General features: G+C 35.3%; 16 protein-coding genes. 9 read left to right on the top strand and 7 right to left on the bottom strand.

Translation table 11 applies throughout. The annotated features are described in order from the left end of the window. Positions 1 to 18: 18 nt before the first annotated feature. The 3 genes from DF947_RS15060 (at position 19) to DF947_RS15050 (ending at position 6005) form a co-directional block, all read left to right on the top strand. Complete coding sequence (locus DF947_RS15060; RefSeq protein WP_109930870.1) at positions 19 to 1020, top strand: PorP/SprF family type IX secretion system membrane protein; 1002 nt, start codon at positions 19 to 21, stop codon at positions 1018 to 1020. 75 nt (positions 1021 to 1095) lie between these two features. After that, entirely contained in the window at positions 1096 to 3087 is a 1992-nt protein-coding gene (locus tag DF947_RS15055) for an OmpA family protein (protein WP_109930869.1), read from the top strand. Positions 3088 to 3200: 113 nt separating this feature from the next. Next, positions 3201 to 6005 (top strand): lantibiotic dehydratase, encoded by a 2805-nt coding sequence (locus DF947_RS15050; RefSeq protein ID WP_109930868.1) that lies wholly within the window; start codon positions 3201 to 3203, stop codon positions 6003 to 6005. Here the strand turns inward: DF947_RS15050 and DF947_RS15045 are convergent. After that, positions 5998 to 6783, bottom strand: a complete 786-nt coding sequence (locus tag DF947_RS15045) for a sensor histidine kinase (protein WP_158526282.1) — start codon at positions 6781 to 6783, stop codon at positions 5998 to 6000. The genes DF947_RS15050 and DF947_RS15045 overlap by 8 nt on opposite strands. Positions 6784 to 7257: 474 nt before the next feature. On the opposite strand from DF947_RS15045, the gene DF947_RS22285 reads away from it, so the two are divergent. Genes DF947_RS22285 through DF947_RS22265 form a run of 5 tightly spaced genes read left to right on the top strand, consistent with a single transcriptional unit; the run spans position 7258 to position 8059 of the window. Continuing rightward, positions 7258 to 7404: a hypothetical protein gene (locus DF947_RS22285; RefSeq protein ID WP_158526281.1), complete on the top strand. Its 147-nt coding sequence runs from the start codon at positions 7258 to 7260 to the stop codon at positions 7402 to 7404. 12 nt (positions 7405 to 7416) lie between these two features. Next, positions 7417 to 7563: a hypothetical protein gene (locus tag DF947_RS22280; protein ID WP_158526280.1), complete on the top strand. Its 147-nt coding sequence runs from the start codon at positions 7417 to 7419 to the stop codon at positions 7561 to 7563. Between the two features lie 13 nt (positions 7564 to 7576). After that, positions 7577 to 7720 (top strand): hypothetical protein, encoded by a 144-nt coding sequence (locus DF947_RS22275; RefSeq protein ID WP_158526279.1) that lies wholly within the window; start codon positions 7577 to 7579, stop codon positions 7718 to 7720. Positions 7721 to 7731: 11 nt separating this feature from the next. Further along, on the top strand, positions 7732 to 7878 hold the full coding sequence (locus tag DF947_RS22270) for a hypothetical protein (protein ID WP_158526278.1): 147 nt from the start codon (positions 7732 to 7734) through the stop codon (positions 7876 to 7878). Between the two features lie 37 nt (positions 7879 to 7915). Further along, the gene (locus tag DF947_RS22265; RefSeq protein WP_158526277.1) at positions 7916 to 8059 is read left to right on the top strand and encodes a hypothetical protein; all 144 of its coding nucleotides are present in this window, start codon (positions 7916 to 7918) and stop codon (positions 8057 to 8059) included. 2 nt (positions 8060 to 8061) lie between these two features. Here the strand turns inward: DF947_RS22265 and DF947_RS15040 are convergent, their stop codons facing one another. Continuing rightward, positions 8062 to 8805 (bottom strand): LytR/AlgR family response regulator transcription factor, encoded by a 744-nt coding sequence (locus DF947_RS15040; RefSeq protein ID WP_109930866.1) that lies wholly within the window; start codon positions 8803 to 8805, stop codon positions 8062 to 8064. A gap of 383 nt (positions 8806 to 9188) precedes the next feature. On the opposite strand from DF947_RS15040, the gene DF947_RS15035 reads away from it, so the two are divergent. After that, positions 9189 to 9683 (top strand): type I restriction enzyme HsdR N-terminal domain-containing protein, encoded by a 495-nt coding sequence (locus DF947_RS15035; protein ID WP_109930865.1) that lies wholly within the window; start codon positions 9189 to 9191, stop codon positions 9681 to 9683. Between the two features lie 98 nt (positions 9684 to 9781). On the opposite strand, the gene htpG is transcribed toward DF947_RS15035, so the two are convergent. The 5 genes from htpG to DF947_RS15010 all read right to left on the bottom strand — a co-directional run bounded on the left by htpG (position 9782) and on the right by DF947_RS15010 (position 17939). Continuing rightward, positions 9782 to 11668 (bottom strand): molecular chaperone HtpG, encoded by a 1887-nt coding sequence (gene htpG / locus DF947_RS15030; RefSeq protein ID WP_205940797.1) that lies wholly within the window; start codon positions 11666 to 11668, stop codon positions 9782 to 9784. A 453-nt stretch (positions 11669 to 12121) separates the two neighbouring features. Next, a complete protein-coding gene (locus DF947_RS15025; RefSeq protein ID WP_109925170.1) occupies positions 12122 to 12511 on the bottom strand; it encodes a response regulator in 390 nt (129 codons plus the stop codon). Positions 12512 to 12628: 117 nt separating this feature from the next. Then, a complete protein-coding gene (locus DF947_RS15020; RefSeq protein ID WP_240615390.1) occupies positions 12629 to 13492 on the bottom strand; it encodes an N-acetylglucosamine kinase in 864 nt (287 codons plus the stop codon). Between the two features lie 17 nt (positions 13493 to 13509). Next, the gene (locus tag DF947_RS15015) at positions 13510 to 14823 is read right to left on the bottom strand and encodes a TolC family protein (RefSeq protein ID WP_109930864.1); all 1314 of its coding nucleotides are present in this window, start codon (positions 14821 to 14823) and stop codon (positions 13510 to 13512) included. A 5-nt stretch (positions 14824 to 14828) separates the two neighbouring features. After that, positions 14829 to 17939: an efflux RND transporter permease subunit gene (locus DF947_RS15010; RefSeq protein WP_109930863.1), complete on the bottom strand. Its 3111-nt coding sequence runs from the start codon at positions 17937 to 17939 to the stop codon at positions 14829 to 14831.

The following is a 17939-nucleotide window of genomic DNA, read 5'->3' as shown; positions in this document are numbered from 1 at the left end:
TAGCTAAAATCAAATACCATGAAAATAATATCGGCCATAAAAATATACGCTGTAATGTTCGGTTTAATGCTTTTCGCATCAAAATCAATAGCGCAAACAGATCCGCATTTTTCACAATATTATGCCTATCCACTTTGGTTAAACCCAGCATTAACAGGTGTAATAGATGGAGATTATCGAGCTTCGGTAAACTTTAAGCAACAATGGAGTGCATTAAACAGTTCCTTTTTAACGGGAGGAGCATCGTTTGATTTAGCGCCAATAAAGAATTTTGCCTTTGGAGTAACGGTGCTCAATCAAAGAGCAGGAGAATTGGATTTTAACTACTTAACTGCATTGGTTTCGGGTTCTTACCGGTTAAGATTTGGCGTAGAAGGATTGCAGATGTTTAGTTTCGGCTTGCAGGCTGGTTTTGTTAATAGGAGTTTTGATTTCTCTCAGGCTCGTTTTGGTAATCAGTTTAATCCCATAACTGGTTATGATGGTGGTATGATGAGTGGGGAAACCTTCTCATCAACTTCATCTTTTGTACCCGACGTTAATGCTGGCGTAATGTTCTTTGATGGCAACCCAAATCAGAGCGTAAATATTTTTGCCGGGGTAAGTGCAGCACATTTAAATCGCCCAACAGAACGCTTTTCTGGCTACAATGGTAAAACACCTGTTCGTTTTACAGCACATGGAGGCGCAAGAGTTCGCGCTTCCGAATTGTTGGATATTGTGCCTAATGCTTTGGTGATGTATCAGGGAAATACCAACGAGGTTTCTTTAGGCGCCTATGCACAACTTAATCTTAATAATTCGTCAAATATTTTATTTGGGGGCAATTATCGGGTTAAGGATGCTGCAATTGCTTTTGTAGGTTTACAATTAAAAAACATGGTTTTTGGTTTAAGTTACGATGTAAATACTTCAACCTTTCAGCGTGCTTCCAACAGTAACGGCGGGTTAGAACTTTCCATATCGCTAATCGGTAGAAACGGGATAATTGGGCCTAATTTTTTCTGCCCACGTTTATAATCATTATCTGATGAAAAAGTATGATTTATAGATTAATCAAATCACTTCATCAACTCAAAAAACAAATTTATAGAGATGAAAAAAATATTAACCTTTTTAATGTTTGCATACAGTAGCTTGGCTAGTGCACAGTATGTGGTAAATTATAAAAAAGTTGCCGATACCTATTTTGAAAATAAGGATTATTATGCAGCTTCAACTTTCTATAAAAAAGCACTGAAAATTACTGGAGATAGTACACAGGCCATTTTGCCTTATGGTAAGGAGCGTAAAACCAATACAGATGATAAAGTAATTGAAGATTATGAAGGATCAATTTATAATCTGGCAGAATCTAGTAGGATGTATAAAGAATTTGCCGAAGCAGAAAAGTATTACAGCATAGCGATAACTTTTACCAATACCAGATATAGAAAAGCGCTTTTTTGGTATGCGGAAAGTTTAAGGGCAAATAAAAAATTTAACGAGGCTATAGATGCTTACGAGAAATTTATACAGAAAAACAAGAGCGATGTTTTGGCCAAAGATGCCCAAAAGGCAATTTCATCAAGCAAGTTTGCAATCGAAGAAATGCGGTTTCCAAGAATGGTGCAGATCAAAAAAATGCCTAGCAACGTAAACGGACTTGGATCTAATTATGCACCGTTTAAGCTCTATAGCGAAATTTATTTCACCTCATCTAGACCCATCGCCATAGCTGGAAAAAAGGATATTGTTAAAACAGAGGGTGGTCAGGTGCAGGTTTCAACCAAAGCAAATCCATTCATCAATAACATCTACTTTACAAAAAATGCCTCCGCCGATGGAGAAATTTCGGTTAAGATGATGGGCATTAATCTGCCAAAAGATATGGAGGTTGCTGCAACATCTTTTAGTCCAGATGGCAATACGGTTTATTTTACCGCATGGCGAGATAAGGAAAAATATGCTATTTATAGTTCTAAAAAAACTGGCGACAATTGGTCAGATCCACAGCCATTGGGCTTGCAGGTTAACAGTAAAGATTTTAATACCATGCAGCCCTTTGTAACCAGCGATGGAAAGTTCTTGCTTTTTTCTTCCGATCGTACTGGTGGTTATGGCAAATTTGATCTTTGGTACTGCGCCATTAGGGATGATGGCTCTTTAGGACAGCCCGTAAATTTGGGCGATACCATTAATTCAGAAGATGATGAAAGAGCGCCATACTATAATGTAACTACTAAAAAACTATTATTCAGTACAGATGGAAGAATAGGTTTGGGCGGACTGGATTTCTTTGAATCAGAAGGTGATTTAATTACCTGGACCAAGCCAAAAAATATGGGTTATCCTTTTAATTCATCAAAAGACGATGTTTATTTTACAGCCATAGATTCTGAAGGGAATCATGGTTACATCAGTTCAGATCGAGAATCATCTTGCTGTTTAGAAGTTTTTGAAGTTAAAAAAGAATACTTTTCTGTAAGCGGTTTACTTACCGATTGTAAAACAAAAAAACCTTTGTCTGATGCAACCGTAATGTTTTCAAATTATGAGGGCGAGCAAAAATTGATAACCAATGCGTCGGGTATGTATAACTTTAAAGTAGATAGAAAAAGGCCTATTAAGCTTACCTTCTCAAAAGATAGTTATTTCTCCATTACAAAGAATTATCCTTTCGAAGAGATGGCCAAAGCCGATACATTAATTTATAAAGATTACTGCGTCAGTCCATTTAAAATTAACATTCCGATTGTTTTGGATAATGTTTACTATGAATTCGATAGTGCAGATTTAACGGAACCATCAAAAAAAGTATTAGATGAATTGGCAACAATTATGGAAGATAATGCCGAAATGGAAATCGAACTTGGTGCACATACCGATAACATTGGAAAAGATGAATACAACCAGGAATTATCAGAAAAAAGAGCAAAATCCTGTGTTGATTACCTTATAACCAAAGGAATTTCTGCTTCAAGAATGACCTCTAAAGGCTATGGCGAAAAAATGCCGATTGCTCCAAACACATTTAAAAAGGGAAAAGATAACCCAGAAGGAAGAGCAAAAAATAGACGAACAGAATTTAAGGTTACAAAAAAATAAAATTTATTTGGTTGGATTGGTTAGCCATTCTCTTTTGAGAATGGCTTTTTTGCTATCGGCAAATAGCAGAATTTAAATTAATCTTTGTAATTTTCGCTTATTCAATAAGATTCATGAAAGTACATATCCACCCGACAGCCATTTTTAGAACACCGAAATTTTCTTATCAATCTGATATTTCGGCCTGTTGGGATGAACTTAAAGAAGCAATAGCCATTTCATCAGAAGCTTTTTACGAAACCATTAAAGATGTAAAAGCTGATGAAATACAAAACCTGCCACCAAAAATCTTCTTTACGGTTTGGAAATATTTTAATCGGGCAAAATTCCGTTCAACACCATATGGCACCTTTGCAAGTTTTAGTATTTTAAAAGATTCGGTTAAATTCAATGCCGATAAAATTGTAATAGAAGAACATCAGCTGGAACATTCTTTTATTGATTGGCCTCAAAAAAATAATATAGAATTCCCGATAGGGGAATTGCTTTCTAAAAATTGTATGTTGTTTAGCAACAGCAGTTATTATCCTACTTCTAACAGCCTCAGATACATTGCCTGTACCGATGGCTTATTCGAACTGGCTGAAATTGATCAGGATATTTTTGTTCAAAAAATTCTGGAAGCTTGTTTAAAGCCTATAAGTGTAGAAAATCTGATTCGTATAATTGGCATTGCGGATGATGAGCACGAATCGTTTTTTAGTTTTTTAGGCGATATGCACGATCTTCAACTGCTCTTTACCGATCACGATCCAAATATTTTGGGTGAAGATTATTTTAAACGAATTGGATTTCCAGATACCGATTTGCCAAAATATATTATCGCAGAGCGAAAAGCCAAATCTGGCCAGATAGATGAACGGCTGCTACAAAATGTACCAAATTTGATCAGTCTTTTACAGCAGATTATCCCTTACAACGAGAAAGAGGCAATTAAAAAGTTTACAGATAGGTTTAAAAAGAAGTTCGAACAAAAGGAAGTTTCTTTATTAATTGCACTCGATCCTGAAATGGGCGTGGGTTACGATGAACTGGAGCAAGCCGGACAAAGTGATGATTTTGTAACTCAATTTAGCCATAATAAAAAAGATCAAACCAAAGATAAAGAAGCTGTAAAAACGGCTTTAAGTAAAGCTTTAAATCAAGAATCTTTCGAAAAAGATAAAACCATTTATCTTAATAAGCTGGCTTTGAGTCTAAACGAAAAACCAACCAAACTGCCCAATACGTTTAGTATGTTAATGTCGGTAAGTGATGAGATGCTGTGTGTTGATCAAATTGGTGGAATTACTGCAAATGGTTTAAGTGGCCGTTTTACCATGGCAAATACAGAAGTTGAAAATCAAAGTAAAATAATTGCGCAAATAGAGCAACAAGCAAATCCGGATATATTGTTTTTTGATGTAGCCTACATGGTCGAAGCTACAGTAGATAACATTAATCGACGTAAAATAATTTATGGTCATCAGCTCTCTATTTTAAACTACGATACTTCTGAAGATCCGCTATCGCTAAACGACATTATGATTTCAGTTCAAGGTTCGGAAATTATACTGCGATCCAAAAAATTGAATAAACGCATGGTGCCAAAAATGGCATCAGCCTACAATTATACCCGGTCAGATCTTTCTATTTTTCGCTTGCTGTGCGATTTACAGCATCAGGATATCGCAACCAACCTGACCATTTCTTTAGAATCCTTATTCCCAAATTTAGACTATTACCCTCCACTTCAATTTCATAATATTTCGCTGAGCAGAGCCAAATGGAAAGTAAAAAAAGAATCAATTTTTCCATCAAAAAACGAAAAGCTTAGCGTAAAACAATGCCGTGTTTTTCTTGCTGATTTAGGTGTAAGCAAATGCTTTAAAACAGGTGCATCTGATCAAACATTATGCTTTCATTTAGATAATGACGATGATTTAAATGCATTTATTCAATACATGCAAAAGCAAAAAAGTGTGTATCTGGAGGAGGTTATTTTACCCGAAAACAGCACAGTTGTAGATGAAAATGGCAAACCCTATTTGGCTCAATTTATTTTAAATCTGTATCAGGAAGCGCAAATTTATTCGCCTGCTAATTTTGTCGGAACGCCAGAATTAACCGAGGTTAAACAGTATTTCCCTCCAGGTAGCGAATGGTTATATTTTGAAATTTATTGTCACCAGCAACGATCGGATGAAATGCTTGCTGGTGTGATTAACTACTTTTTAGATACCCACCATGATGATATTAAATCGTGGTTTTTTATCCGTTACAACGAAAACGGAAACCATTTAAGGCTAAGGATTTTGCTAAAGGATGTTGCCAAGGGGCAAGAATTAACCGCCGCTTTATCTAATTATTTGGATGAGGATTTAAAAGTAGGTTTAGTCTCTGATCTTCAGATTAGAACATACAAACGCGAAACTCAGCGTTACGGCAATGCTTTAATTGAACAGGTTGAAACCCATTTTGGAGCAGACAGTAATTATGTTTTATCGCTTTTGCAAAGCCGGCCAGAAGCTTTTGCAAAGTATAAACTATGCTCGGATGTAGCCAATAAAATTCAAGATTCGGGGATATTTGACAGTAAAGACTTTGCCAAAATTATTAAAATGTTCTCCGATTCATTTAACGAGGAACATAAATTGGATGCTACGGATTTTAAAAAACTCAATGCACAGTATCAGCTCTACCGTAAAGCCGATTCTTTTGAACTTTCTCCAGATCAGCTAGAGAAATTTGAATTATTTGCCCAATCTTTCTTAAAGGTTTTAAGGCAGGCAAATTCTGGTAAAGTGGTTAGTTTGTTTAGTGATTTAATGCACATGCATGTTAATCGTTTATTTAATAAAGATCAACGTACACATGAAATGGTTATGTATTATTACCTTTTCAAAGATGTTCAGCGGAGAAACGCAATGGCTAGCTAACATTTAAATTAGCCATTAAATTAACTACGGTTACATTGATTTCTGTAATGTATCTGTTCTGCTGATCGGTGTAATATTTAAACTCGAAATTATCTTTATAGAAATTATTCAGCCTTTTTTCGATGTTTTCTATCCCAACATGATGACTTTCAACTTTCTTGCTTTTTACATCGTTAACCATGTTTATCGTTTTAATACTTAAATGGTTGCCGTGATAATCTACCGAAATAATAGCCGGTTGGGTAGAGTGTGCAATATTGCCATGTTTGAAGATGTTTTCTACCAAGGTGAGCATAATTAATGGGGGAAAGCGAAGTCCAAATAAATCGCCATTAATCTCTAATTCTACATTTAGTAAATTGGCCGTACGGAGTTTATGCAGGTTAATTAAATGTTCTATTTGCTCAATTTCCTCACTCAAAGGAACCAGCTCAGAAGCCTCTGGGCGTTTTAAAGCATATCGCATCATTTCTGATAAGTTCATGATTGCATCTGCAGCCATAGGTGCTTTTTTACGAGCATCATTATAAATAAAGTTTAATGTATTAAATAAGAAGTGAGGATTAATCTGACTTCTTAGAAAATTATTTTGCGATTGTACCAAATCGTTTTCTAGGGCCTGTTTTTCTATCTGGGTAACAAGGCTTTGTCTTTCAAGGGCTTCGACTCTTTTTCTATCCTCAAAAGATTTTAAAATATAGACATATCCTGTGCCAATACCGATATACAAAAGAGCTCGATATACGCAACTAAAAATAAATTCATGGTCTAAATTCATTGGCCTAGTAGATTTAAATAAACCAACTTTTATAAATAGAATACCTAATGTAAAAGTGAGAAGTGTATAAGCAAAACATATAAAAACGATAAGTAGTGGGATTGCTAAAAACTTCAATTTAAAGGTACTATTATTCAGGATTTTATTTAGCAAATATGCATGAGCATAAAAGGCGCATACATTTGCAATGTATATTAATAAATAAACTCCTAGAGGTTTAAAGGATCTCGAGCCCAAGCCCAAAACAACTACCTCATAAAAGATATAAATGCCCCAAATTAGGAAATGTAGCTTGTATTGTTTTAAGAAATCGCTGAAAGTAGAAATATTCATTTTATTGCTTTTTATCTATTTTATTAGGGCTTTTATCTCCTAAAACTAGGTGTTTGTGTAAAAAAATGGTAACGTCTGTCTAGGAGTTGCACCTTTACATCAGATAACAACAACGACATTAAAATATTAAAATAATTTATCATGAAAGCTCAAAACACTAATAAAATTGTTAAAAAAACTGTTTTCGTTTACAAAAGCGTTAAAGATCAAAATAATTTTGTTACCAACCCAATTAGTGATCAAAGCCAAACAGTGGTAACCAACGGTACATTTATAGTTAACTTTTAATCGACTCATATTATGAAAGCTCAATACACTAATAAACTTGCTAAAAAAACTGTTTTCGTTTACAAAAGCGTTAAAGATCAAAATAACTTCGTTACCAATCCAATTTCTGATCAAAGCCAAACAGTGGTAACTAACGGTACATTCATAGTTAACTTCTAAGTCGATTTATATCATGAAAACTCAACATATCAAACTTGCTAAAAAAACTGTTTTTGTTTACAAAAGCGTTAAAGATCAAAATAACTTTGTTACCAATCCAATTTCTGATCAAAGCCAGACAGTGGTAACCAACGGTACATTCATAGTTAACTTTTAAGTAGATTTTTCATGAAAGCTCAATACACTAATAAACTTGCTAAAAAAACTGTTTTTGTTTACAAAAGCGTTAAAGACCAAAATAACTTTGTTACCAATCCAATTTCTGATCAAAGCCAAACAGTGGTAACTAACGGAACTTTTAACATCAATTTTTAGAATAATAGAATATTTATAATATATTAGTCGATATATTATGAAAGCTCAACCATCTAAACTCACCAAAAAAACTGTTTTTATTTATAAAAACATTAAAGCTCAAAGTAACTTCGTTACCAATCCAATTTCTGATCAAAGTCAGACAATGGTTACCAACGGCACTTTCATCCTTAATTTCTAGTGCTACTGACTTCTGTTAGATTTTAGCAAACTATTCTGAACGTAAGCGAAGAATGCTTCTTTGTAACCTTCGCCAATCTGAATCATCTCATTATTTACCAATCGAATAATATTACCGTCAACTTTCTTAATTGCCGATTTAGCTACGATGTTTGATTTATTTACACGTATAAAGGCATGTGTTTCTAAAGCTTTCTCAATCTCTTTTAATGTAAGGTAGGTTGTATGGGTTTCTCCTTTAGTTATAATCTGAATATAGTTTTGTAAGGCTTTTATATAAAGAATCTCATCAATGGCGATATTAGAAAACGCATACTTGTGATCACCTTTAATATACAAGGCTGCCACTTGATCTGCTTCTTTGGTTGCACTTTTAGCATTGTTGGCTTCTTTTTTCAATATTCTATCAATACCAAGGGCAAATTTTGCAAACGAGATGGGTTTCAACAAATATTGATCAGATTGAACATCAAATGCCTGAAGGGCATAATCAGGGTGAGCTGTTGTAAATATTAGGTATTTAGCTTTTTCCCTAATATTTTTAGCCAATTCTATCCCGTTAATTCCAGGCATATCAATATCCATAAACAACAAGTCGATTTCATCGTCTGTACTTATTTCAGTTAACGCCTGTATCGGACTGGTAAAGGTTTTAAATAAATTCAGACCAGGCATTTCTGCTATGTGATCTGTTAAAACCTCGATCGCATGTTGTTCATCGTCAATAACAACGCATTTTAGATTCATGTTTTTAATTAATATGTATGTTTGGAATGATTTTAATGCAAGTTAAATAAAAAAAGAATCTCTTCAACTAGGTGTTAGAAAAAATCTTCAATCCTTTTTGTCTAATAATCACCGCGGTTTCGTGTAAAAATTCCTATGGTTGATGTAAAAAAATAATTGTTGCAATTGATTTTATTAATCTTTATACTGTTTGCCAAAAACAAATAATCTTAAGATTTATCAGACAACGTAAAATTTTTAGATTAAAAAAAACATCTACCTGCCCAATCTTGTGTAGCCTGTTATAAAAAAATAAAAACGGGCCATACAATACTGGGTTATTTACTTGATGTTTTAATGGCAAACGGATTTGAAAACAAGGTCACTTTTAAAATATTATCATCATGGAACTTAAAGACGAAATCGGGCAATTTGCCGTAAGAATTAAGAAAATGCTTCCTACAGTTCAAACAGAAGATTCTACTCGGAATGCTTTAGTTATGCCTTTTATCCAAATTTTAGGTTTTGATCCTTCAGAGGTTCAATCAGAAGCTGTTTTGGATTTTGGTGTTAAGAAAAGCAAAAAGGTAGATTATACAATTATGAAAGATGGCGAACCTACTATTTTAGTAGAGTGCAAACATCATGATGAAAACCTTGATATTCACGATTCTCGCTTATCCAAATATTTCCGTAAAACAAAAGCCAAATACGGTTTATTAACCAATGGTTTGGTTTATCGTTTCTACACAGAGAAAATGGTCAACAGTAAAAAGAATTCAGAACCGTTGTTCGAGTTTAAAATTACAGATACCAAAGCAGCAACTATTGCTAAAATGATTGAGGAACACAAAGATTATTTTAATGTTGAAGCTAAGGATGATCAAATTGCAAGCTAGGCTTTATCTAACCTAATATAGAAAAACCCCTCAAAATATTAATTTGAGGGGTTTTTTATTTATAAAAATCTGGTAACGAGTTAGCCAGATTTTTTGAATTAAATTAATTCAACGCTTCTGCTTACAAATGCTGTTAATTCAGCACCCGTTAACATGCCCTGAGCCAATAAAGCTAAATCTACAGCTTGCTTAGCCAAATTACTTTGCTCTTCGCCCTCTGTTTTTAAAATTTTGCTTACCAATTTGTGGTTTCCGTTAATGGCAACTTTATAACTATCCGGCATTTGGCCATAAAAACCCATTCCACCGCCCATTGCAGCCATGTCTTTCATGCGGCGCATAAACTCATCCATGGTAATGGTTACCGGTAGTTCATCAGGATTTAAGGCTACAACTTCTACCTGCATACCTGGTTTGGTAATTGCTTTCTCAAAAATTGTAGTTACTTCCTTAACTTGGTCTTCACTTAAAACATGCTCGTTAACTTCATCTTTCTCAATTAATTTATCAGCAACACTCGAGTCAACCCGTTTGATTGAAGTTTTCTCTAATTTTTGCTCTAACTGATTAATGAAGTGATTGTCGATCGGAGAATCTAAAACCAAAACATCGTAATCTTTTTTGTTCGCCGATTGGATGAAAGCATCTTGTTTAGAAGCATCGTTTGAATATAGATAAACTACGGTTCCGTTTTTATCGGTTTGTAGTGGTGCAACTTTCTCTTTGTATTCATTTAAAGTGAAAAGTTCGTTTTTAGTATTTCCAAACAACGCGAAATCTTTTGCTTTATCGTAAAATTTCTCTTCGCTAATCATTCCGTATTTAACGAACAAGCCAATGTCTTTCCATTTATCTTCGAAAGATTTACGGTCTTTGTTAAACAGCTCAGATAATTTATCAGCAACTTTTTTAGTGATGTAATTGTTGATTTTTTTAACGTTACTATCTGCCTGCAAGAAGCTACGCGAAACGTTTAATGGAATATCTGGAGAATCGATTACACCATGTAACAACATCAAAAATTCAGGAACAATGTCTTTCACTTCATCGGTAATAAATACCTGGCGAGAATACAACTTGATTTTGTTGCGTTGCATTTCGAAATCGTTTTTCAGCTTAGGGAAATACAATACACCAGTTAAATTGAATGGGTAATCTACATTTAAGTGAATCCAGAATAATGGTTCTTCGCTAAACGGATATAATTCTCGGTAGAAGTTCAAATAATCCTCGTCTGACAAATCTGCAGGAGCTTTAGTCCAGATTGGGTTAGTGGTATTGATAATGTTATCAACTACAACATCTTTATATTTTTTCTTTCCTTCTTCATCTTCGCCGTCTTCTTCTGATTCTGTTTTAGTACCAAACTTAATTGGAACAGGTAAGAATTTAGCGTATTTATCAAGAATTTCCTGAAGCTTAGATTCTTCTAAAAACTCTTCCGAATCTTTGTTTACGTGAAGAATAATATCGGTACCACGGGTAGTTTTTGTACCTTCGGTAATTTCGAATTCTGTACTGCCATCGCAAATCCAACGTGCAGGTTCTGCACCATCCTGGTAAGATAAAGTCTGAATTTCAACTAAATCAGCAACCATAAAGGCCGAGTAAAAACCCAAACCGAATTTACCGATGATTTCGTTGGCATCTTTAGCATCCTTAAATTTCTCTACAAACTCACTTGCGCCAGAAAATGCAACTTGATTGATGTATTTTTTGATTTCTTCGGCAGTCATACCCAAGCCATTATCGCTAATGGTTATGGTTTTTGCTTCTTTATCTACCGCAACTTGTACTAAAGGCTGGCCCACTTCGCCATTAAACTGACCTAATGAACCTAGTCTTTTAATTTTCTGAACGGCATCTACTGCGTTAGAAACCAACTCACGAAGAAAAATCTCGTTATCAGAGTATAAAAACTTCTTAATTATCGGGAAAATATTCTCGGTATGTATCGAGATGTTTCCTTTTTCTTGTATGCTCATATGTAAATAAATTGTTTAATCTATATCCTGCATAACAAGGCTTGTTCCAAAGCGCTTTATTTGCCAAATTGACAGAAAGTTTCATAGTGAAAATTTTAATAAGCCTATTGGTTGATTTCCTCGCCGACTAAAACTTATATCTTTTTTTGGAAAGCAAAACCTGTATTTCAATTCATGTTCGTCCCGCTGTTCGCTGTAGCCCCGATAGAAAAAATCGGGGGCTGTCGCTTCAATCGGGTTTAAGAAATAAGATGCTGTGCTCTAGCTATCGGTTGGTGTCCCCACCTAAACATGAAACATATATTTAGTAGATCATTTATATAGCGTTTGCATCATTCAGCCAAATAATGAAGCAACATGCAAGTGTAGCAAGAATTGTTCTCATATAATAAAATCAAAAAAGCCAAGAAACTTTTCGAATCCCGGCTTAATATCTCGAATTAAATCTCTCAATTAATTCATCAAATAGGTTTCATCCTGTTCTAAGGAAAGAATTTTACTTATTTTTTTTAACAGCACATCCATTTGGAAAGGTTTTGAAAGAAAATCATCCTGACCATAATTTAATGTTGTAAAATCTTTCGGATCATATAAACCAGAGATCAATAAAATTGGAATTTGAGATGTGCTTTCTATCGATTTAAGTTGCTCACACAAAACACGGCCATCTATATGGCCAAGAGAAATATCCAATAATAATAAATCCGGTTTAAAAGTTTCAATTCGGTTAAAAACTTCTTCACCATCACTAAGTGCCGATACTTTAAAGCCACCTATTTCTAAGATTAATTGTATGGTTTCTAAAACCTCAATATCGTCATCAACTACCAGTATTCTCTTCATATATTCTGTGCAATTTTTCTGTGTTGTTAGTTATAACACTATTGCGGGTTGTTATGTTTACAATCTTAAGAATATTTTAACAATAAATTTATATTTACCGTAAAAAGGTTACTTGGCTTAAATTGCCTGCTTTACAACACCTTCTTTTTGTAGAATAAAGTTGAAAAGTTCTTCGATGGGTTTTTGCAGAATCTTACCGGTTTCTATTCCGTTTTCTGCCAAAACCTGTTTCAGTTCGTCCTGATAATAATAAGCAATAGAGCCTACAAAATGGCAAGGAACTTTTTTATGCCTTGGATAATCCTTAACATTTGTATCTACAAATTCTTGAAAACCGGTTCTTAATATATCCTGGATAAAAGGATGATTTTTATGGTTTGCCATGAAACGGCTAAAACCTGCCAGATAGATATTTGGAAAGGGTCTTTGATAAACATTGGTAATAATCTGCTCTTTTTCTGTAGGAAAAGCTTTCTTAAATTCTGCCAATAAATCGGAAGGCATTTTTTTATAGAGATAACTGAGCAGAACTTTTTTTCCGAAAAATGTTCCCGAGCCTTCATCGCCTAAAACATAGCCTAAGCCATGGTGGCCATCGTGAATTTTTTCTCCATCGAAATAGCAAATATTCGATCCCGTACCTAAAATGCAATTCAAACCTTCAGCATCGCCACAGGTTGCATAAACAGATCCTAAAAGATCATGATCAACAGAAATAAATGCATTGCTGAAAACTTCTGACAATCCATTTGATACCACTTCATGCTTGTCTGGCGACGAACATCCTGCCCCAAAAAAGTAAATTTCTTTCACATCTTGGGCATATTGCATAACCGTTTCATTTTTCGAAATCAGTTTGGAAATGTCCTGCTCACTTAAAAAATAAGGGTTTATTCCAGGAGTATTAAACTTAATGGTTTCACCATTAAAATAACCCATCCAATCGGTTTTGGATGAACCACTATCTGCAACAAGTATCATAAGAATAAATATAAAAATTAATTGGTTAAATTTATATTTCCGCTGATTTCTTTCAGCGTTGTTTCTGCTAATTTGGCTTGATATTGCATTTCTATGAAACGATTCTGCGCATCTATTGCATTTCTTTGTGCTTCTCTCAATTCTAATGGGGCAATACTGCCCAAACGGTATTTTGCAAGTGTAATATCCAGGTTTTCTTTTGCTATATCCACATTTTTCTGTTCAAGTTTAACCAAATCTAAATACGTACTGTAGTTTTGATACGCAGAAAGTAGCTGCGCATTCACATCTAGCTTGGTTTTGTTTAAGTTTAGCAACGAATTGTCTATATCTATTTTAGCATTTCGTTCCTGTTGCCTTTGTAAAAAACCATTAAAAATATTTAAACTTGCCGTTACGCCATAAGTAAAACCATTGGCGGCAAACTTTTGGTTAAACCCCGTCGGACTTGTACTGTTTGCCCTGCTGTAGCCTGAATTTAAGCTAACGGCTGGATATCGTGCTCCACGAATTGATTTTAACGTTAGCGATGCAATTCTCTGATTGATAAAAGCATTTTGAACATTCGGGTTTTGCTTCTCGGCAATTTCTGCAAGCTGGCTGTAAACTAAACTTCCGTCAACCCCTATAGCATTAACTACAGTAAAGTCGGTGCTAATTTCTCTAACCATTAATTGGTTCAGGCGTACTTTCGCAACTTGTAAGGCATTTTTGGTTTGAAGATAGTTTGATGTATCAGTATTATAATCTACCTGAGCGGTTAATACATCAAGTTTAGAGCCTCTACCTAACTCCAGCTTTGTTTTTGCAATTTGTGTTCTCAAAACAGAAACATCCATAGCACTATCTGCGGCAATTACAAGTTGTTGTTGCCTCACCACATCATAATAAGCCGTAATTACATCGGAAACTGTGGTTAAAATGGTTAAACGTGAGTTTAATTCGCCTTGCTTTTGTAACTCCTTTAATCTGTCGTAATTGGCAAACATGGTAAAACCATCAAAAATTGTCCAGTTTAAATCGGCACCCAAACTGTTATTTGTACTTTTTGCGCCCTTAATTACACGGTCTTCTCCGGTTACTGGTGTTTGCCTGGTATTTTGAATGCTTCCGCCATTAGTATAACTGGCCGCAACATTTGGTAACATACCTGCATTGCCGATGGTTGCATTATTTTTTGCAATATCAATGTTGTTCTTACTTATTTTAATGTCGTAATTATTTTGAAGGGCAATGGTTATTGCTTCCTGCAAACTGAGCTGTTCTTGGGCAAAAGCCGAAAGCGAACTTAAACTCAGTAATAGTATAAAAAGATTTAATCTTCTGCTCATGTTATCTATTTTGATCCTTCTAATGCTTCGTGTTCAAAACGTTCTGCCTCTTTTAAATCCTTGTTTGGTTTGTAAGGTTTTGCCCAGTAGGAATAAATCGCCGGGATTACAAAAAGCGTTAAAATCAATGAAAATAATGTTCCCCCTACAATAACGGTTCCCATACTCATTCTACTTTTTGCAGCTGCACCCAAAGCTAGGGCAATAGGCAATGCACCAATTGCAATGGCCAAACTGGTCATTAAAATTGGACGTAAACGAGAAACTGCCGCTTCGCGGATAGCTTCTGGAATTGGAACACCTTTCTCTTTTAGCTGGTTGGCAAATTCTACAATTAAAATTCCGTTCTTGGTTACCAGACCGATTAACATAATCGTACCAATCTGACTGAAGATATTCCAGCTTTGGCCACATAACCAGAGCGATAAAAATGCTCCGGCAACCGCCATTGGAACGGTTAAAATAATAATAATTGGATCTTTAAAACTTTCGAACTGGGCCGACAAAATTAAATAAACCAACAAAAGCGCTAAACCAAAGGCGAAAAATGTATTGGAAGAACTTTCTTTAAAATCTCTAGATTCTCCACTTAAATCTGTAGAAAAACTCTCGTCCAAAACCTTTTTGGCTATTGCATCCATTGCATCAATTCCTTCGCCAATACTTTTGCCCGGAGCTAAACCTGCAGAAACTGTTGCTGCGATAAAACGATTATTTCTGTACAATTGTGGCGGACTGCTTTCTTCTTTCGCTGTAACCAGATTATCCAACTGAACCAATTCGCCACTATCATTTCGAACATAAACTGAACTTAAATCTAAAGGATCTTTACGGTCGCCACGATCGAATTGGCCGATAACCTGATACTGTTTTCCATTCATAAAGAAATAAGAAAAACGCTGTCCGCTTAAACCAAGATTTAGAGTTTGTGCAATCGCGGCGATGGAAACGCCAAGGTTTTTAGCCTTATCGCGATCAATCGTTAAATTAATTTCTGGCTTGTTAAATTTAAGATTTACATCAGAAGTTGTAAAGGTTGGATCTTTAGAAACCTCATCCATAAACAACGGCACCTTCTCTCTTAATTTTTCAAAATTCTGAGCCTGAATAATATAACTGATGGGTAAGCCACCTCTACGGCCAACAGAAATTGTCGGTTGCTGATTTATAATCGTTTTGCCTTCGGTATATTTTTTTGTGATTTTGGTTAACTGATCTGCAATTTGCTGCTGCGTTCTATCCCGATCTTCAGGATCTACCAAACCCATGCGTAAAAAACCAGAATTTACCGATCCCGATCCACCAAAACCCGGAGATGTAATGGTAATGTTTACATTTTTTTCTGGTACGGAATCAATCACCAACTGATTCAGTTTCATGATAAACTTATCCGTATAAGCAAATGAAGCACCCTCCGGTGTCGTTACATTTATGTTAATTGCACTTCTATCATCATAAGGGGCCGTTTCTTTAGGGAGAATTTTCCAGAAAAGAAAAATCAATCCCATACAAACCAAAATAATTGGAATGGATAACCATCTTCTATCTAAGAACTTATTAAGATTGGTTTCATAACCATCGTTCAGCTTAATAAAATAAGGCTCAGTCCAGTTGTAAAATTTCGAAGGTTTATGCCCGCCTTTTTTCATTAAATATGCGTTAAGCATTGGCGTTAACGTAAGCGATACAAAGGCCGATACCAATACGGCCGCACCAATTACAACCCCGAATTCCCTAAAAAGTCGTCCAACAAAGCCCTGTAAAAATATAACGGGAAGAAATACGGCGGCAAGTGTAATCGAAATCGATATCACAGCGAAAAAGATTTCATTAGAACCTTTAATTGCGGCCTCAAAAGGCGACATTCCTTCTTCTACTTTCTTAAAGATGTTTTCTGTTACAACAATCCCGTCATCTACCACTAAACCTGTAGCCAGTACAATTGCAAGCAAACTCAATACGTTTATCGAGAATCCAAAAGCATACATTATAAAGAATGTAAAAATTAAGGAAACAGGGATATCAATTAAAGGTCGGAATGCGATTGCCCAATCTCTAAAAAACAAATAGATGATCAGGATTACTAAAATTAGCGATAAGCCGATGGTTTCTGCAACTTCGGTTACCGAACGCTTAATAAATAAGGTGGTATCCAAAGCAACCTTAAGTTTAATATCCTGCGGGATATCTGCTTTTAATTTGTCAAAACGCTTATAAAATTCGTTGCTAATATCAAGATAGTTTGCTCCGGGTTGAGGGATAATCGCTACTGCAACCATTGGTCTGCCAGATTCGCGTAAAATCGTTTCTTCGTTTTCTGGACCTAAAACTGCATAGCCAACATCTTTTAATTTGATCACCTGATTGCTGTCGGTTTTTAAAATCAAATTATTAAACTGCGATTCGTTGGTGAGTTTACCAAGCGTTTTTACCGTAAGCTCGGTAGTTGCTCCGGTTATTTTCCCTGAGGGCAACTCTACGTTTTCGTTATCTAATGCGGTAACAATATCTTGAGATGTTAAGCCATATGCACTCAATTTATTTGGGTCCATCCAAATCCGCATGGCATATTTTCTTTGCCCCTGAATTTGAACACTACTAACACCCGGAATGGTTTGAATCCGATCGGCAATTACATTTTCGGCGAAGTCACTAAGCTCAAGCGTGTTTCTCTTATCGCTTTGGATGGTCATTGATAAAATCGCATCAGAGTTGGCATCTGCCTTACTTACCGTTGGCAAACCATCAATATCTTTAGGAAGCGTTCTTGCTGCCTGCGAAACCTTATCGCGTACATCATTTGCTGCTTCCTCAATGTTTTTATCAAGATTAAATTCGATGGTAATGTTACTGGTACCTTGATTACTTGAAGAGGAAATGTTGCGAATTCCATCAATGGAGTTGATCGATTTTTCTAAAGGTTCGGTAATCTGCGATTCGATAATATCTGAGTTCGCTCCTGGATAAGATGTTCTTACAGAAACAACAGTTGGATCTATAGAAGGATACTCACGGACACCCAAAAAGTTATAACCGATTACCCCAAAAAGGACAATCAAAAGGTTCATAACAATAGCAAGAACCGGTCTTTTAATACTGGTGGTCGAAATACTCAT

Source organism: Pedobacter paludis, assembly GCF_003173575.1.
In the GTDB taxonomy this organism is placed as follows: domain Bacteria; phylum Bacteroidota; class Bacteroidia; order Sphingobacteriales; family Sphingobacteriaceae; genus Pedobacter; species Pedobacter paludis.
This window is presented reverse-complemented; position numbering and strand designations above follow the sequence as displayed.